Consider the following 15,688-nt stretch of genomic DNA (forward strand, 5'->3'; position numbering starts at 1 on the left):
GAAGGAGGCTAGCCCTTGCCTGTCGCTCCTTGTTATCCAGTTCTACCCACCAGCGACCTCGTAGCGAGGATGCGTTGCGCGGATGCACTGTCGAGGCTGTCCCAGCGGACTTGTCTTCTATGCTGGCAGCGAAATTCCCGGGTGAAACATCTCTGCCGTTTTCAGGCACGAGACGTCCTTGCTCTAGTGCGGGATCGCAGGTCAAATACTCCTCCAAGAAAATGCGGGCAAACCAGGGCCTCAATTCTCACTGCGAAGGCTAGCAGAGAAAAGTAGGCCGCCCGCTTTTGTCAAGTCTGAGTGGTGCGGTATTCCTTGTACCCGCTTGGATAGCACCGCACGTAAATGACAGCTGGGTTGTCGATTCCGGAAGGCCCGTTTATAGGATGCCCTAAGGTCGACCCAATTGTGGTCAACTCCTGGCCGTGTGGGAGCGCCTTGCACCCCGATACTGCCTTGTACTCAAGGCCTCTAAAAGCTACCGCAGCCCTGGTCCTCACATAAACCTCAAGCACAATCACGGCAGCGAGGGCAATCGATACGGCAATTGCCGCCACAATCCACACAGAGTTACGGCGAGCGCCGGTTCCCGGATCGCTCGCCATCCTCCTGCCGGCGGTCTGAGCGTGCATCTATCGAACCTCCCGGGACCGAGTCGGGACAGCCTCTTTGCTGACCGACACTTAGTCGCAACAAATTTTATTTGGCCATTCCTAAGCCACTAACCACACGAAACGAGCGAAGGCGATCCTCTAGATGATATTCGAAGAGTTTGATCGATGCATGCGTTGCGACGCGAGCCACATCGGGAGGAGGCGCCGTTGATCCCGCGTCATCCGAAGCAGAGCGCATGACCTCGAGCACCTGTGGATCGATCTTGAAACAAGAGTACCGACTTCTACACTGGCGGCAGACTGCACCGCCATCGGGTATGGATAAAAACTCAAGTTGACTATCGGCTCCACAGCCCACACAGCAGCCGAGGTGAAACGCGAAGCCCGAGATCCTGGAAAGCACCATCAAAAACCAGACAAAAAAAGTGGGGCCTGGATCGCACTTGTCCAGAGCTCGCAGAGCCTCGAGAAGATGAGCGAATTGGGGGGCAGCTGGCTGCCCCTCGTGGACAGCGCGCGCCGCTGCTTCCGCGCACGCCAGACCCGCTTCCAATCGAGCGAGGCTGGCGCGCATCCTTGGAAAAACTTCGATGCAGTGGGCAGATGTCACCGTGTACAAACTCTTGCCCTGGTACAGGGAAATATCTAGATGGTTCAGAGCTTCTAAGCGTCCTCCGAAGCGCGACTTGGTCTTGCGAACACCCTTGGCGACTGCCTTTACCCGCCCCGCCTTGGGAGTAAGCAGGGTCAAGATCTTGTCTGCTTCCCCTAACCTGGATCCAGATACTACGATTGCTTCGTGATCGAATACGCGCATAGCGTACGAATGGTAATAGAACAACATACGACGACCGATTATCGTAAAGCACACGGAGGCAAACACGACATCGAGTCGAGCTTACACGGTCATCTTCAACCCTTCGTCCAATCGTTACAAAGCTAGTCGCCTCGCTGACCCTGTTCGCAAGGCAATAGACAGAGCATCCCTGGATGTCGTGTTCGCGCAGAGTCCCTCTGCTGAAGCGGTTGGCCATATAGCCCTTGAAGCCTGGCAGTCCGGGCGCATACCCGTGGCAATGGGCGGTGATGGAACCGTCAACATGGTCGCTAGGGGGCTCCTGGGGGGTGAAGGCGCCTCTTATACGAGGGAGAACGGATCCAGGCCGGCGATGGGAATCATCGCATGCGGGTCAGGGAACGACACGGCAGCCTCTCTGGGTCTACCTGTCAAAGACCCCGAGAGGTCTGTACGAGTTCTAGCGTCGGAAAAGGCCGAGGCGATCGATGTATTAGTGGCAGAGTGCGAGTCGGGAGAGATTGGCGTCTCCCTGTCGGTAGTAGCAGCAGGCTTCGACTCTGAGGTAACCGAGGCGGCGGAAAAGATCAAACTGATCAAGGGTCCACTGCGCTATACCGTAGCTGTCTTCACCACCCTGGTCCGCTCCGAGCCGGCTCTTTTTGAGATGGTGCTCGACGAAAATGAAGCCGAGCGGTTTACAGCGTGGCTGGTCGCAGTGGCGAATGGACCCCGCTATGGTGGGGGGATGCGGGTAGCGCCAGAAGCGTCCTTTACCGACGGTGTTGCCGATTTGTGCATAGTGGGCCCAATAAGCAGAAGGCACTTCATGCGGACATTTCCAAAAGTGTTCAAAGGTACGCACGTGGAGGATCCCCAGATACGTGTGGTACGTGCAAAAAGAGTCCGACTTTCAGCTTCTCGTCCTTTTGCCTGCTACGGAGACGGAGAGCGCATTGGCCCGCTTCCGGCTAAATTAGAAGTCAAACCTTTAGCAATAGAGATAGTGGGAGCCCGTGTCGCTTAGGAGGTTGGTGTTTCTAAATGACAGTTCTACAACATGATGAGCTTGAAGCAATTATGGCGGAACTTGAGGGGTGGGATGGCGACACCTCTTCAATCGAAAAGTCATTCCGATTCGACAAGTTCATGGATGGAATTGCTTTTGTCTCGCGCATTGCAGAAATAGCGGAAGAGAAAAACCATCATCCCGACATAGATATCCGATGGACAACGGTGAGAGTAGTTCTCTCTACTCATTCAGAGGGAGGCGTGACCGAAAAAGACATTGAGCTTGCCAAGGCAATTGATGCAGCAGCCCATACCCGCTAGAGCTCTGAAAATGAGCCTCTCATAGCCCCAACTTATCCAAGATCTTGGGATTTTTTTGCCAATTTTTTTCAACAACGACTCGCAAGTCCAAAAAGACTCTGCTTCCTAATAAAGCCTCTAATTCCAGGCGTGCTTCGGTCCCTGCCTTCTTCAGGGCCTCTCCCTTGGAACCTATGACTATGGCTTTCTGTGACTCTCTCTCCACTAAAATTTTTACAGAAATCTCTATTAGCTCCCGACTTCTACCATATTGTGTACCGGTCTGGTCGCTCTCTGTCTCTACCTCACCTGTCTTTTTTGCCTCGCGCACGTTTATATCCTCGACAATGACAGCGATCGAATAAGGTAACTCTTCTTTTGCGTTTCGAATGAGCTTTTCTCTGATAATCTCGGCAATTCTTCGATGCAACTCGTTGTCGTCACCAAGACCGAGCGATTCTTCGCCCGAGTACAGGTGGTCACCCTCGGGAAGAATCGAGGCTACTGTATCCAGGAGAGTTCTGATCCCAGAACCGGTCTTTGCAGATATGGGAACGAAATCTACAAAAGCCTTCCCTCCGGATGCTTCGCACTCTTCTGAAACCTCTCTCATCTTCTCGAGAGCCAGGGCGATCTCAGCTTTGCTAGCCACATCTACTTTGTTCACCGCACACACCGCTGGCACTTGTGTGGTGAGAATAGTGCGGGCAAGGTATAAATCTCCGCGTCCGACTCCAGCAGCCGCATCTACGAGCAAGATGCATGCATCCGAGTCTGCCACCCAACCCGATACGGCCTCGTTCAACCTCTTCCCAACGAGCGTCTTCGGCTTAGCGAAGCCAGGAAGATCCACCAGGGCAATTTGCGAATCCCCCAAATTGATTACGAATCTGACCGGATGTCTAGTGGTTTGAGGAACATTCGACACGATCGACAGTTTCTGGCCCGCAACCGTGTTCAACAGGGTTGACTTGCCGGTGTTTGGTCTTCCAGCAATTGCGACATAGCCAAAACGGGACATACTCAAGAGGCTTCGCTCTGGTCATTTTCCTCATCGTATCTAGTGATGCGCTTCGATACGCCCTTTATGAGGACGCTCATGATGCGCCGTTTGAGAATCCGCTCCGAGACAAACTCAAGCCCATCAAAGTGCACTGCCTCGCCCTCTTCTGGTAATCGTCCGAGTTGTTTCAAAATCAGTCCTCCTACGGTGTCGAATCCGTCAGCCTTGATCTCCAGACCTAGGGCATCGTTCAAGTCGTCAATCGAGATCCTACCTCGCACCCGCACTGTGTCTTCGTCCACTACTTCTATGTTGGGCTCTTCCACATCGAACTCATCGGCGATCTCTCCAACGATCTCCTCTAAAAGATCTTCCAATGTGACCAGCCCCGTGGTAGCCCCGTGCTCGTTCACCACTATCGCCATATGGAACTTGTCTTGCTGCATCTCGTGGAGCAGCTCGGCGACCCTTTTTTGTTCGGGCACAAAATGTGGTCGCCTGCAGATGTCTTTTGCCAGCAACTGTGAGTTGCCCTCGTGAATGCTCCTGAGGACATCCTTGGAGTAGACGATTCCGGTTATTGAATCAAGGTCTCTGTTGTACACCGGGATCCGCGAGTAGCCTTTTGAGACCACTACATCTCGCACTTCGGCGAGGGTCGCTGTGTCAGGAACTGCCACCATATCCAGGCGAGGAGTCATGACTTCTCTCACGATAGTTTCTCCAAACTCAAAGATCGAATGGATCATCCTCTTTTCTTCGGCTTCGACATCTGGAGCGGCCTTGTCGACGATGGTCCTTATCTCGAGTTCAGAGAAAGCGCCCTCTGGGGAGCCTTTACCCGGAAGTATCACGTTGGATAATCCAACCAGCACCCTGACAAGTGGATAAAGCAAAGCCGTCAACGCTGCGATAGCTGGTGCTACGACCAACGCGACTTTTTCGGGATGCTGGATCGCATAAGTCTTCGGCATAGATTCAGCGAAAACGAACAGTACGAGGGTGAGGGCGAAGGTTGCGACTGTGACATACGGCCTTCCAAAAAGCACCTCCACAGCCACTGCGGTGAGTGAGGCCGAAAAAAGCTGGATCAGCAAGGTAGTTAGCAGAATTACGTTCAGAAAGCGGGCTGGTTCTTCTAGCAGCTTTCTTACCCGGGCTGCCCATTTATTGCCCTCCTCTTCCATAGCCCGCATTCGGATGTAAGAAACCCTCGTCAAAGCCGTCTCCGACATTCCTAAGAATGCGTTGAGCACCAAAAGGGCGACGACCACGACCCAAGTGATAGTAGGAGAAAGCGAAATTGCGGCCTCCGCAGCCAGAAAACACGGCATTGATAAATCCGATGTCATTCCGTGCTCGCTTCAGAAATGCTTTCGCAAGCTACTTGAAATGAGCACAGCGAAATCGGCAGGTTGTTCATGTCCCCGCCCCCGATTCGGACGAAGCCTCTTCTAACTTTGAGTAGAAATTGTCAAGAAGAGCGTTTTGTAGCTCGTTCATGACTGCCTCTTCGTCTTTGGTGGCATGGTCGTACCCGAGCAAATGCAACAGACCGTGCACCACCACTAGGTCGATCTCACTCTGGAAGCTCTTTTGGTTCTCCTCTGCGTAGCGTCTGGTGACGGCGGGACAAATCACTACATCGCCCAATAGGACAGGTCCGTCTTCAGGCCAAAGCACTCGACCACCCGGAGCAGTCTCCACAGTTTCTTCTTCCACTTCCCCGTCGATCGGAAAAGCTAATACGTCTGTGGCTTCGTCGATTCCCAAAAACCGTTGCGACAATGACCTCATCGATGCTTCGTCTACGCAGATGACAGACACCTCCGTCGGCTCGGGAGCCTCCTGGCGAAGTAGTACCTCCTCGGCCAGCATACGGATGCGCTCAAGGTCGATTTCCTCGTCACTCTGCTCGTTTGCAACAAAGACTTCAACGGCGCGCACAAGCATTCCCCGCAAAATTCAGGCAGAGACCTCAGGATCGCCATTCAGGCGAGCCATGAATTTACCTTTCTCGGCTGCCTCGTAGCGGTCGTAGGCCTCGATGATTCTCTTGACTATCTCGTGTCGGACAACGTCTTTTCCGTCTAAATGGACGAAAGCAATGCCTGGGACCCCCGCCAACACCCCCTCTACATGAACCAACCCAGAGCGGTGACCTGCCGGCAGATCGATCTGGGTAACGTCGCCGTTTACTACCGCTTTAGAGCCGAAACCTATGCGTGTCAAGAACATCTTCATCTGTTCAGGAGAGGTGTTTTGTGCCTCGTCTAACAAAACAAAGCTGTCATTTAGAGTCCTTCCTCGCATATAAGCGAGCGGCGCGATCTCTATCGTTCCTCTGGAGATAAGTTTCTGGACCTCCCCTGGATCCATAATGTCGTATAGCGAGTCGTAGAGGGGCCGCAGGTATGGATCTACTTTCGCAAGAATGTCACCAGGAAGGTACCCAAGCTTCTCCCCCGCCTCGACCGCAGGTCTGGTCAGAATTATGCGACGAGTTTGGCCGTCTTGGAGGGCTTGCACGGCTGCCGCTACCGCCAAATAAGTCTTACCTGTACCCGCAGGTCCAATAGCGAAGACGACGGTGTTATCTCTTATCGCATCGACATACGCCTTTTGCCCGATGCTTTTGGGTCTGACCTGCCGCCCTCTTCCACTGAAAACCCTATCTCCAAAGACCTGGGATGCCTGCAGATCAGGGCGCTCTTTGACGAGCTGGATAGATTTTCCAACTTGATCTGGGTCTAGCGTGTGACCACCTCTCACGAGGTCGATGAGTTCTTCGAAGAGCGTCGAGACCCGCTCGGCTTCTTCGCGATTCCCTTTTATGGTGATCTCATTGCCGCGCACCGCCACGGCGACGTCGAAGGCGTCCTCGATCGTGCGGAGAAAACGGTCATGCTCGCCCAGAATAGCGAGCATTAGATGCTCTCCAGGAACGACAACTTTGACCTGTGTGTGAGCGGGTTCTTCCAATGGCACCCTGGCCGAGCAGGATTTACACAGTGGGAGCAGCGATAGTGTTCATAGGACGACGAAATCTCTCCAAGAAATTATAAGTGAGGATCCATGCTGAAAGCGTCGACGATTCATGGAATGAAAAAATCTCTTTTGACTAGTGTGCATCATCCGGGAGGCCAAGTCATGGGTCGGCCGCCGAGAAGATGGAAGTGAAGGTGGAACACCGTCTGCCCAGCGTTGCGACCGACGTTGGTGACAATGCGATACCCCGAGGCATCGATCCCCTCTTCTTTAGCCACCTTGTTGCATGCGTCAAAGATCTCGCTCAGCTCTTCGGCGTGCTCCGCCCCAAGCTCAGCTGCTGATCCCACGTGTCGCTTGGGAATCACCAAAACATGGGTGGGGGCTTGAGGGTTAATGTCACGAAATGCCAAAACGTGCTCTGACTCGTAAACCTTCTCGGAAGGCACCTCGCCAGAGACGATCTTGCAGAAAAGGCAGTCGATTGCCACGATGAGCCTCCCATTTTTGCCCGTTGTTACCGGCCGCGTTCCCCTCGTGATGGCAAGGCCGGAGTCGCAGCCATACCGTCCGCCCTTGCTGATCATACGCCATCTCTAAACTAGAGGCGCTGCAAAAGATAGCAACAAACTAGAGGCGTTCCAAAGAATCGCAACGACAATCATCGTGACAACTACTCGACAGCCATGACCGATAAAGCAGCGACGTTTTCTCACGCCTCCGACGGGATCACCGGCACCGGGCCAGCCTGTGGATGTGTGTACTCCAGAATGGCGAGTAGTCCCCATGCGGCGGTTAGATCGTCCGCATCTGACCCAGACGCCCCGGCCTCATTCCATGTTCCATCGGGCCTTTGATGTTCAATTAGGTACATTGCCCAGGCATCTTTTACGTAAGACCCACCTAATGCAAAAAAAATTCCCCCGACGGTCTCGACGAACTCCGCTCCAGGAGGAGCTTGGGAGGCGACGATTTCGTCGAGAAAAACACGGTATCGGACAAGCAGCTCGGTTGCGATCCCGCTCCAATCAGATTCTTGAAGGCAGCCGTTCGCCTTGAGGTATGCCAAGGCCACAAGAGAAGAGACGCGCCAATGCTTGAGACTTGCCTTGTCTTCTAGCAAAAAAGTACGGAACTCGGCAGGCGGCGGAGCCCAGTCGCAGTACAACCCCTGTAGCACCGCATACGTCGTGGGAATCGGCCTAAAAGACTCGATCGTCTGCGTGATCGATGGCTTCAGCGCCCTGGCAGGGACAGGGTCTACCATGCGGGCAAAAACTCCAACGGTTGCGAATTCTTTCGGGTCGGAGAGCTTTGCCAAGACAGTGTCGACCAGAGGGCGTGCCCAGTCTAGGTTGAATTTTCGCCTCGGGTAATCGAGAAGCAGAGCAGCACCCGGCAGAAGGTAATTTCCTCTAGATATCAAATAGGCTGTTGTTTTGGAGGAGGGATCGTCACCCGTAACAACCGGCCGCAGAGGAACTTGGGGTCGGCAGGACCAAAGGAGAATGGTCGCTACGACCACTACCCAAGTGAAAACTGCCTGCCCGCGACGTAGACTATTGGCCAAGACCTCTAACACTCTTCTTCTCTTGTAATTAGGGCAGCTCATCTTTGTACCAGAGGAGGACCGGCTGGCGGCCCCGGGGCCACGATCCATCCATCAGGCGATCTTTCCGGATCGCTGTGTTCGAGAGCGCCCCATAGAGCCAAAGTTGTCGCGTGCGTGGAACCCATCGGCTCGGATCGCGAATATGGGATAGATCCGTCCTCTAACTGCACCTGGGCCACTCTGTCGAGGATCGACTCAGGTACTGGTTCTTCGCTCATGAACTCGTAAAGGGCTAGCGCCTCGACGTATAAATCTCCTGGGAATGATTCGGTAGCAATTGTTTCTGACAACACTCGTAAGTGCTCGTTGTACAGGTCGGTGGTCGAAGTGCGATCGATGCATCCCTGCTCATATCCCCAGAGCAGAGCTAAAGCTGAGTGAGTACTTCTGTATCCCCCTTTGGGAGCTTCCGAGCGTAGGCCGTCAAGAAACGCTGGCTGTAAAGGGAATCGATCACAGTTGAGAGCAACAACCGGGTAGTAAACTATGGACCCTGCCGCCTCTAGCGTAGGAAGAGGCGCACTGCGGACCCTCTCGGGAAGCTCGGAGGCGGGCAGTACTAGTCTCACATACAACTTGTTAGGCCCTTCTTCATCGATTAGATTTTCCACGGCCCTTGAGGTAAAGCTACGCAGCGTATCGATGCCGAACCGCCGGCCCACAAAGTCAAGCACTAGAACATCTAGGGGCTCGCCAGCCAAATCCTTGGACATAAGAAAGGCATACGCGCGCACTGCTACCGGTCCGGCATTCGCTACCACAGTTGGCACCGGTTCCTTACTCGCCGGTGGAGAGTTGCCAGATGACAACCTTTGAACGACAATCGCTGAGATGAAAGACGCAGTGACGACCAAGATCGGGACAATGTAATGGAAGCGCCTGAGAGATTTGGCAGGTTTGGTATGTACTTTTGCTTTAGTCGAGCCTCTATCCATCTGCGCGCAGTATAGATCTGTTTGGCGACTAACCAGAACGCGTCAGCCTAGTTGAGGGTCGAAGACAACCTTAATAGAGGAAGAAGTTGCGTGATCCTTAGCCGTCGCTAGTGCGGCCCGGTACTCGGAGAGAGGAAACTCTGCGCTCACCACTATCTTGTAGGGCAACCTTCCGGCTGCCAGCATCTCCAGTGCAAGCTCGAGAGAAGAAGTAGTGTTTTCTACTGTCTCGCTCGAACGCCCCGCCCATGCACTGGGGTGAAACCCATGACAAAAAGACCCTTGAATTCTGATTTCCTTCAGCCAGACCGGTGTTAGGTCGATCTCTGTTTTTCCGGCCACACCCAAGAACAGCAGCGTCCCCTTAGGCGATGTGCACCGGAGCGCGGTATCGATTGCATCACGGGTTCCAGCTGCCTCAATTACATAGGGAAAGCCAACTGCAAGCATCGCGTCGTTCCCAGTCCTTACAAGGCGCGACTCGGCGAGTTGTGCCAGCTCCTCGATAAGCTCTGCCTGGGGCCGGAGACTGCCTGCATCGTCTCGCCCCAATACAACCAGGTTAGCTCCTAGAGCTTCGGCTGCCTCAGCTTGGTGACGATGACGAGCGAGGGCAACAACAAAGTTATCCGGGAACATATATCTCAGCGCTGCGATAGCGGCAAGACCGATGATTCCGCAGCCTACTACCAAGGCCTGGCCGTCTTCGGGTGGTGGAGAGCCAAGGATTCCATGCACAGCTACTGAAAGCGGTTCAGCAAGCGAAGTGGATTCGTCCGGCACCCCTTGGGGTACCTCGTAAGCCATCGACGAGTGAACCGCCACCATCTCGGCCCATCCTCCACCGAGCCCATTCGTATAACCCAAAGCGAAGCCCGGAGTTAGAGCCCGAGAAGACAAATTCTCACAGCAGGAAGGAGAACCGGAAGCACAGTAAGGGCAGGCCGGTGTGATCCCCCTTGCAGCACAACCTATGACGGGGTCCACCGCTATCCTCGTCCCTCGTTTGAACGGAAAGTCTGAACCTGGATCCTCTACCACAGCGCCAATCTCATGTCCCATGTCCATGGGAAAACCCACGAAATTGGCCATTAGGGGACTGACGGTTTTTCCCTTTAGTACCCCCAGATCGCTTCCACATATACCCCCACGAATCACCCTGCACAATGCCCACTCCGAGTTAGGAATAGGGGGATTGTCCGCCTCGACCAAGGAGATTGGAAAAGAAGGATCTTTGAAATCTAGTCGTAGAAGGCGCATCACCTGGTCCTTACACACATCTCCATGCCAAGCTACACTGGGCCTAGTAGTGAGTCCTTGATCTTCTTCATCCCAGATGCCTTCCTGGATACGAATCAGCGAGCTCGGCCCAGCAAATTCTTGCGGATATAACATAGCCCCATATGGTTACAACAGCGAACGCGCGTTTTGCGTCGACCCTTTTCGAGTAAGAAGCCCCAGATACCTAAAGGAGTGCTGCAGTGAGCGAGGAAGCAATGTCGTCTCATGCCGAAGCTGACCGGAAGTCGAAAAATCTTCCCGTCCTCCCGGCATTTGATGAGCTACCCCGGCTCGACGGGGTTCCATGCAGCTGGGAGGTTTGGGGACCAAACGACACCTATGGATCCCTCAACCTGTTGACAGCTGAAAAAGTACTACGAGCAGCCTCCTTGGTGCAGGAGGGAAAAGTCTTCCCGTTAAACTGGACTCTCAGCCTGCCCGACCCTCCGCTTTTCGCGAGGACAACTCTTCAGCACAAGGTGACGAAAACCCCGATATCCGCCGACGATCACATCGACGGGTTCAACACTCAATCTTCCAGCCAATGGGACGGGTTCTTACACATCCGTCACCCCTCCCATGGACACTATGGAGGCAGCGAGAGAGAAGGGCTCCTCGGAATCGACCGATGGGCGGAAAGAGGAATCGTTGGGCGCGCTGTACTGGCCGATGTGGCTAGATGGCGGCAACAACAAGGACGGCCACTAGAGCAGGGAAGTCCTGATGCCATAACAGTGGAAGACTTGGAGGCGACCTTGGAGGCTCAAGGATCTTCTCTCGAAGCGGGTGATATCTTGCTAGTACGGACAGGTTGGATCGAGTGGTACGAGTCGCTTTCGGCGCAAGAACGGGCTGAGCGTTCGAACATGGCAAACTTCGCATGCCCGGGGCTGGTGCCTGGCACCGGGACAGCGCGCTGGCTATGGGATCGGCACATTGCCGCGGTCGCCGCTGACAACCCTTCCTTGGAGATATGGCCCCCGGGAAGTACCTTGGAGGAACCTCAGAGATCTCGCTTCTGGAGCGACCCACAACTAATCCACGAAGGGTTCTTGCATACTATCCTTTTGCCGATGCTCGGCATCCCAATTGGAGAGATGTGGTATCTCGACAGCCTTGCGGAGGACTCTGCCAAAAACGGTCGGTTTGAAGCGATGCTGGTGTCTGCGCCCCTAAACCTTAGAGGGGGAATCGCTTCTCCCCCCAATGCTATAGCGATCAAATGAGACGGGCTTCAAAGTCGGCATAACTGCAAGACTAAGGTCGGAGGGGCCCGCGGTTGACTCCTTTTGAGATCCAAACAGCTGCGATTATGCTTGCTGCAATGCTCTCACACATCACCGAAAACACGACCAGGGCTACCATGCTAATCCCGTACAAATACCCCATCAAGGCGCTACCCAGAAACCACGAGATGCCAAAGACGGCTCCAAACAGGCCGTAGGCAGAACCGCGGAGTCGTTGCGGGGTGAGCGTTGCTACTCCGGAGCGCATTATCGACTCCTGCGCACCAAGCCCGATCCCCCAGAGCAAGACACCGGAGACGAACAGTCGGGAGTCGCGAGCGAATGCAGCTACAGCAAAAGGTGCCGACAACACCACTGCCAAGCAAAGAGCTTTCAACCCAATCTTGTCGAAAAGGCGCCCGAAACCAAGAGCCGAAGCTCCGTCTACAGCCATCGCGGCGGCAAAGACAAGCGGAATCGAGGCAGAAGAGACAACATTTTTCTGCTCGGCGTGGTATGCGATTAGCGCAAAGTCTGCAAGTCCGGCTGCAGAGAAAGCCGTGGCCAAGAGATAAACCCCAAAGGACCCACGGATTAGCGCACGCATGGGCACCGAAGCCTCGCCTGGAGCACGAAGATCGCGGGCTAGAGATTGGTCTTGAGCAAGAGAGGATCCTTTAGGAGCCTCCAACTCCTCTGTACTTCGACCACAGTCCTTACCGACTTCTACAGCCATCGCCATACTGTTGGCCGTATCTGCTTCACTGTCTTCTTCGCTGGCGGCGAGCTTTCGCGCTACACCCAAAGCAATCAGAGCTAGGGCTACAGGTATTGAGAGCCATAAAAATCCGGTTCGATACGACGCTCCAGATGCAAGAACTAAAGCAAGACCTAGCGGGCCTGCTACTGCACCGATCTGATCAAGAGCCTCGTGGACCCCAAATCCCCATCCCTCTCCAACAAGACGAGTTGCCTTTGAGAGCATCGCGTCTCTGGCAGGCGTTCTGAGCGCTTTCCCGAAACGCTCTGAAACTACAAGTCCCGCGAGCAACGCCCAAGAGCGGGCCAGCGCCATCGCCGGTATCGACAAGAGGTTCACAATGTAACCAGCGCCGGTCAACAGCCAATATCTACGCGTTCTGTCGGCGAGAGGGCCAAAGCCCGCTCGCGCCAGATATCCCAAAAGTTCGCCTCCCCCCACCACAACACCCACTACAACAGGTTTCGCCCCAAGGCGGGCCATGTATGCCCCCAATATGGATCTCGCCCCTTCATACGATGCATCAGCGAAAAGGCTTACCATCCCCATCGTGACGATGAACGACATCGCTGCTCGCTTGGGGTTTTTGGCAGTAGAGCCGGCCATTCGCTCAAGTATCAAGACACAAGAGCCGCGCCCATGGCGGTGAGTGCGAGAGATCCGCCGAGAGCAAGGTACGCAAGGATCCGGGATGCGTTCTTAGCTGACCTTGCAGAAGCTACACCGTGAGCCGCAGATATAGCTATTACCACGAAGAAAATCACAATCTTGGTAAGGATAATCGTGCGGTACAGGCTTGAGCTAGATCCGACGACGGTAAATCCCCGGTGTAGAAGAAGCGCCATGCCACTGAACAACTGAAGGGGAACGAGGATTGCTGCGATAAAAAAGCCTATCTGTCTGCCTGACCGATTGATAAGTTCCTCTGAGTCGGCGGGACCGAGCGTTCGCTGTGCGCCAGGTCGCACGAAGAATGTGAATGCCACGAGGCTGCCTACCCATATGCAGGCCCCTAGAACATGTGCGATTCTCACGATTGTCCACCATCCAGCCATGATTGGTCGGCCTTTCGAAGTCTGACTATAAGAATGGCTCCTAGCACCGTCTAAGTAGCCTCCTTAGACTCCCTGCCAAAAGATTCTTCTAATAGTCTCAAAGGAAAACGAGGGAACCAGCTCACAAGCCGAATCGGAACTTGTGTCCCGTCTCAATCTAGACGGGATCCTGGAAAGAATGAAATCGTGCAACGCGGGGTCTATATGAGGTTGGAAGACCGAGCCGGAATACAATCGTGCTCCCGGCCCGGTCAATCCTCCAAAATCTACTGCCCTAGCTCGATCACCCCCTAGGCCTAGGGAGTTAGGCTATAGCCCGAGGCAGCCTAAGAGAGCCATAGGTCAGCATCCAGAGTTTTCTGTGCCCTGGCCGTTCCAGGTCTGGGCCCTCCACCAGATGAACAGGAAACGAGCATCGGCATACCCATACATCGGCGGATTGGTGCTACTGAGCCAGTTGTAAATATCGACGTGTCCCCGAGCACCAAACAGGCCAATCACCCACGATCCAGTGAAATCGACTTGTAAAACATTCTGACTTCCCCAAGCGTGGATCCTGAAATCCAGCTCCCTACAGCCGAGAACCGGGATGTTGACTATGACATTCATCTGGCCCGTAGCGTCATAGCTCATGCTACCGGCAATTATGTCGACGGTAAGGGCGGTCCCCGACGTGGGACCAACATCAACCCAGGTAATTGTTTTATTGACGTTGTTGAGGGTGATGCGGTAACTAGTCGACCTGAGTTGAGAACCATTGAGCGTGGCGGCCCCCGAGCCAGAGAGCCATCCATTCCCCAGGGGGCCATTCACAGTTACGCTGCCCGATCCCGATACTGAAACGGTCCCACCGGAGACGCTGAAGTTAATAGATGTGTTGCTCAGCGTGATTCCGAAGTCTGTGTAGTTGAAACGCAAAGAGCTTGTCGAAGCACTTCCTGAGATCGTGGTCGACGAAACGTTGACGTTGAACGTAACTGTCCCGCTGATCGGCTTCCCCCACATCGTTCCCGATCCGGTGGTCACCGAAACCGAAAGCACATTCGTGGAGACGTTGTACGAGGCGCTTCCCGACAGCCCCACCGTTAGTCTGAACGGATCCCCCACATTCAGCGTCGACTCTATAGATGCGTTTACAGCCGAGGACGAAGCCGTGAAGTTGATGGTGGTGCCGTTAAGAGACGCCACACCGTAGCTGATGTTCCCTACGGTTATATTACCGGTGATGTTTCCAGATCCGGGCCAGGTGACGGTGGCAGAGACCCCGCTTACGTTCCAAGAGCCCACCCTTCCGGATGCCTGCAGGGAAAGGGTAGCCACACCAGTAGAGGAGTTGTAGGTGAGGGTTCCAGATACGGTTCCAGAGACTAGCGTTCCTACCGTCAAAGAAGTGGGTCTCAAGCTGGCCTGAACCGAAGTGGAGCTGGCCGTGAAGTCAACTATTGCATTAGAGAGGGTGACCTGTCCGTTAGAGATCTGGCCTACGGTTATATTACCGGTGATGTTTCCAGATCCGGGCCAGGTGACGGTGGCAGAGACCCCGCTTACGTTCCAAGAGCCCACCCTTCCGGATGCCTGCAGGGAAAGGGTAGCCACACCAGTAGAGGAGTTGTAGGTGAGGTTTCCAGATACGGTTCCAGAGACTAGCGTTCCTACCGTCAAAGAAGTGGGTCTCAAGCTGGCCTGAACCGAAGTGGAGCTGGCCGTGAAGTCAACTATTGCATTAGAGAGGGTGACCTGTCCGTTAGAGATCTGGCCTACGGTTATAGAACCGGTGATGTTTCCAGATCCGGGCCAGTAGACGGTGGCAGAGACCCCGCTTACGTTCCAAGAGCCCACCCTTCCGGATGCCTGCAGGGAAAGGGTAGCCACACCAGTAGAGGAGTTGTAGGTGAGGTTTCCAGATACGGTTCCAGAGACTAGCGTTCCTACCGTCAAAGAAGTGGGTCTCAAGCTGGCCTGAACCGAAGTGGAGCTGGCCGTGAAGTCAACTATTGCATTAGAGAGGGTGACCTGTCCGTTAGAGATCTGGCCTACGGTTATATTACCGGTGATGTTTCCAGATCCGGGCCAGGTGACGGTGGCAGAGACCCCGCTTACGTTCCAA

Annotated in this window: 16 protein-coding genes; 3 read left to right on the forward strand and 13 right to left on the reverse strand. The window is 54.4% G+C overall.

Annotated features, from left to right (window positions below; all coding sequences use genetic code 11):
• Positions 1-290 precede the first annotated feature (290 nt).
• Together C4318_07310 and C4318_07315 are read right to left on the reverse strand one after the other, a co-directional pair.
• On the reverse strand, positions 291-632 hold the full coding sequence (locus C4318_07310) for a hypothetical protein (protein ID MER3454945.1): 342 nt from the start codon (positions 630-632) through the stop codon (positions 291-293).
• 67 nt (positions 633-699) lie between these two features.
• Positions 700-1,497, reverse strand: coding sequence for a DNA repair protein RecO (locus C4318_07315; GenBank protein ID MER3454946.1), 798 nt, complete (start codon positions 1,495-1,497; stop codon positions 700-702).
• On the opposite strand from C4318_07315, the gene C4318_07320 reads away from it, so the two are divergent.
• Together C4318_07320 and C4318_07325 are read left to right on the forward strand one after the other, a co-directional pair.
• Positions 1,457-2,437 carry a hypothetical protein gene (locus tag C4318_07320; protein ID MER3454947.1) on the forward strand — a complete coding sequence of 327 codons (981 nt, stop codon included), beginning with the start codon at positions 1,457-1,459 and terminating at the stop codon, positions 2,435-2,437. The two genes, C4318_07315 and C4318_07320, sit on opposite strands and share 41 nt — an antisense overlap.
• A gap of 17 nt (positions 2,438-2,454) precedes the next feature.
• Positions 2,455-2,742 (forward strand): 4a-hydroxytetrahydrobiopterin dehydratase, encoded by a 288-nt coding sequence (locus C4318_07325; protein ID MER3454948.1) that lies wholly within the window; start codon positions 2,455-2,457, stop codon positions 2,740-2,742.
• 19 nt (positions 2,743-2,761) lie between these two features.
• On the opposite strand, the gene C4318_07330 is transcribed toward C4318_07325, so the two are convergent.
• The 8 genes from C4318_07330 to C4318_07365 all read right to left on the reverse strand — a co-directional run bounded on the left by C4318_07330 (position 2,762) and on the right by C4318_07365 (position 10,654).
• A complete protein-coding gene (locus C4318_07330) occupies positions 2,762-3,742 on the reverse strand; it encodes a GTPase Era (GenBank protein MER3454949.1) in 981 nt (326 codons plus the stop codon).
• Positions 3,743-3,744: 2 nt separating this feature from the next.
• A complete protein-coding gene (locus tag C4318_07335) occupies positions 3,745-5,076 on the reverse strand; it encodes a hypothetical protein (GenBank protein ID MER3454950.1) in 1,332 nt (443 codons plus the stop codon).
• A 67-nt stretch (positions 5,077-5,143) separates the two neighbouring features.
• Entirely contained in the window at positions 5,144-5,677 is a 534-nt protein-coding gene (gene ybeY, locus C4318_07340) for an rRNA maturation RNase YbeY (protein MER3454951.1), read from the reverse strand.
• 12 nt (positions 5,678-5,689) lie between these two features.
• Positions 5,690-6,652, reverse strand: coding sequence for a phosphate starvation-inducible protein PhoH (locus C4318_07345; GenBank protein MER3454952.1), 963 nt, complete (start codon positions 6,650-6,652; stop codon positions 5,690-5,692).
• 203 nt (positions 6,653-6,855) lie between these two features.
• The gene (locus tag C4318_07350) at positions 6,856-7,299 is read right to left on the reverse strand and encodes a histidine triad nucleotide-binding protein (GenBank protein ID MER3454953.1); all 444 of its coding nucleotides are present in this window, start codon (positions 7,297-7,299) and stop codon (positions 6,856-6,858) included.
• A gap of 125 nt (positions 7,300-7,424) precedes the next feature.
• Complete coding sequence (locus tag C4318_07355; GenBank protein MER3454954.1) at positions 7,425-8,294, reverse strand: hypothetical protein; 870 nt, start codon at positions 8,292-8,294, stop codon at positions 7,425-7,427.
• Positions 8,295-8,320: 26 nt separating this feature from the next.
• A complete protein-coding gene (locus C4318_07360) occupies positions 8,321-9,259 on the reverse strand; it encodes a hypothetical protein (GenBank protein MER3454955.1) in 939 nt (312 codons plus the stop codon).
• Between the two features lie 42 nt (positions 9,260-9,301).
• The gene (locus C4318_07365; protein ID MER3454956.1) at positions 9,302-10,654 is read right to left on the reverse strand and encodes a hypothetical protein; all 1,353 of its coding nucleotides are present in this window, start codon (positions 10,652-10,654) and stop codon (positions 9,302-9,304) included.
• Positions 10,655-10,740: 86 nt separating this feature from the next.
• Here C4318_07365 and C4318_07370 point away from each other — a divergent pair, with 86 nt between their 5' ends.
• The gene (locus C4318_07370; GenBank protein ID MER3454957.1) at positions 10,741-11,766 is read left to right on the forward strand and encodes a hypothetical protein; all 1,026 of its coding nucleotides are present in this window, start codon (positions 10,741-10,743) and stop codon (positions 11,764-11,766) included.
• Positions 11,767-11,797: 31 nt separating this feature from the next.
• Here the strand turns inward: C4318_07370 and C4318_07375 are convergent, their stop codons facing one another.
• From C4318_07375 to C4318_07385, 3 genes are all read right to left on the reverse strand, one after another.
• Positions 11,798-13,093 (reverse strand): MFS transporter, encoded by a 1,296-nt coding sequence (locus tag C4318_07375; protein ID MER3454958.1) that lies wholly within the window; start codon positions 13,091-13,093, stop codon positions 11,798-11,800.
• Positions 13,094-13,143: 50 nt separating this feature from the next.
• Positions 13,144-13,581: a hypothetical protein gene (locus C4318_07380; GenBank protein ID MER3454959.1), complete on the reverse strand. Its 438-nt coding sequence runs from the start codon at positions 13,579-13,581 to the stop codon at positions 13,144-13,146.
• A 342-nt stretch (positions 13,582-13,923) separates the two neighbouring features.
• Positions 13,924-15,519 (reverse strand): hypothetical protein, encoded by a 1,596-nt coding sequence (locus C4318_07385; GenBank protein ID MER3454960.1) that lies wholly within the window; start codon positions 15,517-15,519, stop codon positions 13,924-13,926.
• Between the last annotated feature and the right edge of the window lie 169 nt (positions 15,520-15,688).

The sequence above is a fragment of the Acidimicrobiia bacterium genome (genome assembly GCA_040289475.1).
Taxonomy (GTDB): Bacteria; Actinomycetota; Acidimicrobiia; order ATN3; family PSLF01; genus PSLF01.

Excerpts from the sequence above, each read along its gene's own strand:
- C4318_07310 (MER3454945.1), bottom strand. The coding sequence starts at position 632 with ATGCACGCTCAGACCGCCGGCAGGAGGATGGCGAGCGATCCGGGAACC.
- C4318_07335 (MER3454950.1), bottom strand. The coding sequence starts at position 5,076 with ATGACATCGGATTTATCAATGCCGTGTTTTCTGGCTGCGGAGGCCGCA.
- C4318_07375 (MER3454958.1), bottom strand. The coding sequence starts at position 13,093 with ATGTCGTTCATCGTCACGATGGGGATGGTAAGCCTTTTCGCTGATGCA.
- C4318_07330 (MER3454949.1), bottom strand. The coding sequence starts at position 3,742 with ATGTCCCGTTTTGGCTATGTCGCAATTGCTGGAAGACCAAACACCGGC.
- C4318_07325 (MER3454948.1), top strand. The coding sequence starts at position 2,455 with ATGACAGTTCTACAACATGATGAGCTTGAAGCAATTATGGCGGAACTT.
- C4318_07380 (MER3454959.1), bottom strand. The coding sequence starts at position 13,581 with ATGGCTGGATGGTGGACAATCGTGAGAATCGCACATGTTCTAGGGGCC.
- ybeY (MER3454951.1), bottom strand. The coding sequence starts at position 5,677 with ATGCTTGTGCGCGCCGTTGAAGTCTTTGTTGCAAACGAGCAGAGTGAC.
- C4318_07345 (MER3454952.1), bottom strand. The coding sequence starts at position 6,652 with ATGCTCGCTATTCTGGGCGAGCATGACCGTTTTCTCCGCACGATCGAG.
- C4318_07350 (MER3454953.1), bottom strand. The coding sequence starts at position 7,299 with ATGATCAGCAAGGGCGGACGGTATGGCTGCGACTCCGGCCTTGCCATC.
- C4318_07365 (MER3454956.1), bottom strand. The coding sequence starts at position 10,654 with ATGTTATATCCGCAAGAATTTGCTGGGCCGAGCTCGCTGATTCGTATC.
- C4318_07360 (MER3454955.1), bottom strand. The coding sequence starts at position 9,259 with ATGGATAGAGGCTCGACTAAAGCAAAAGTACATACCAAACCTGCCAAA.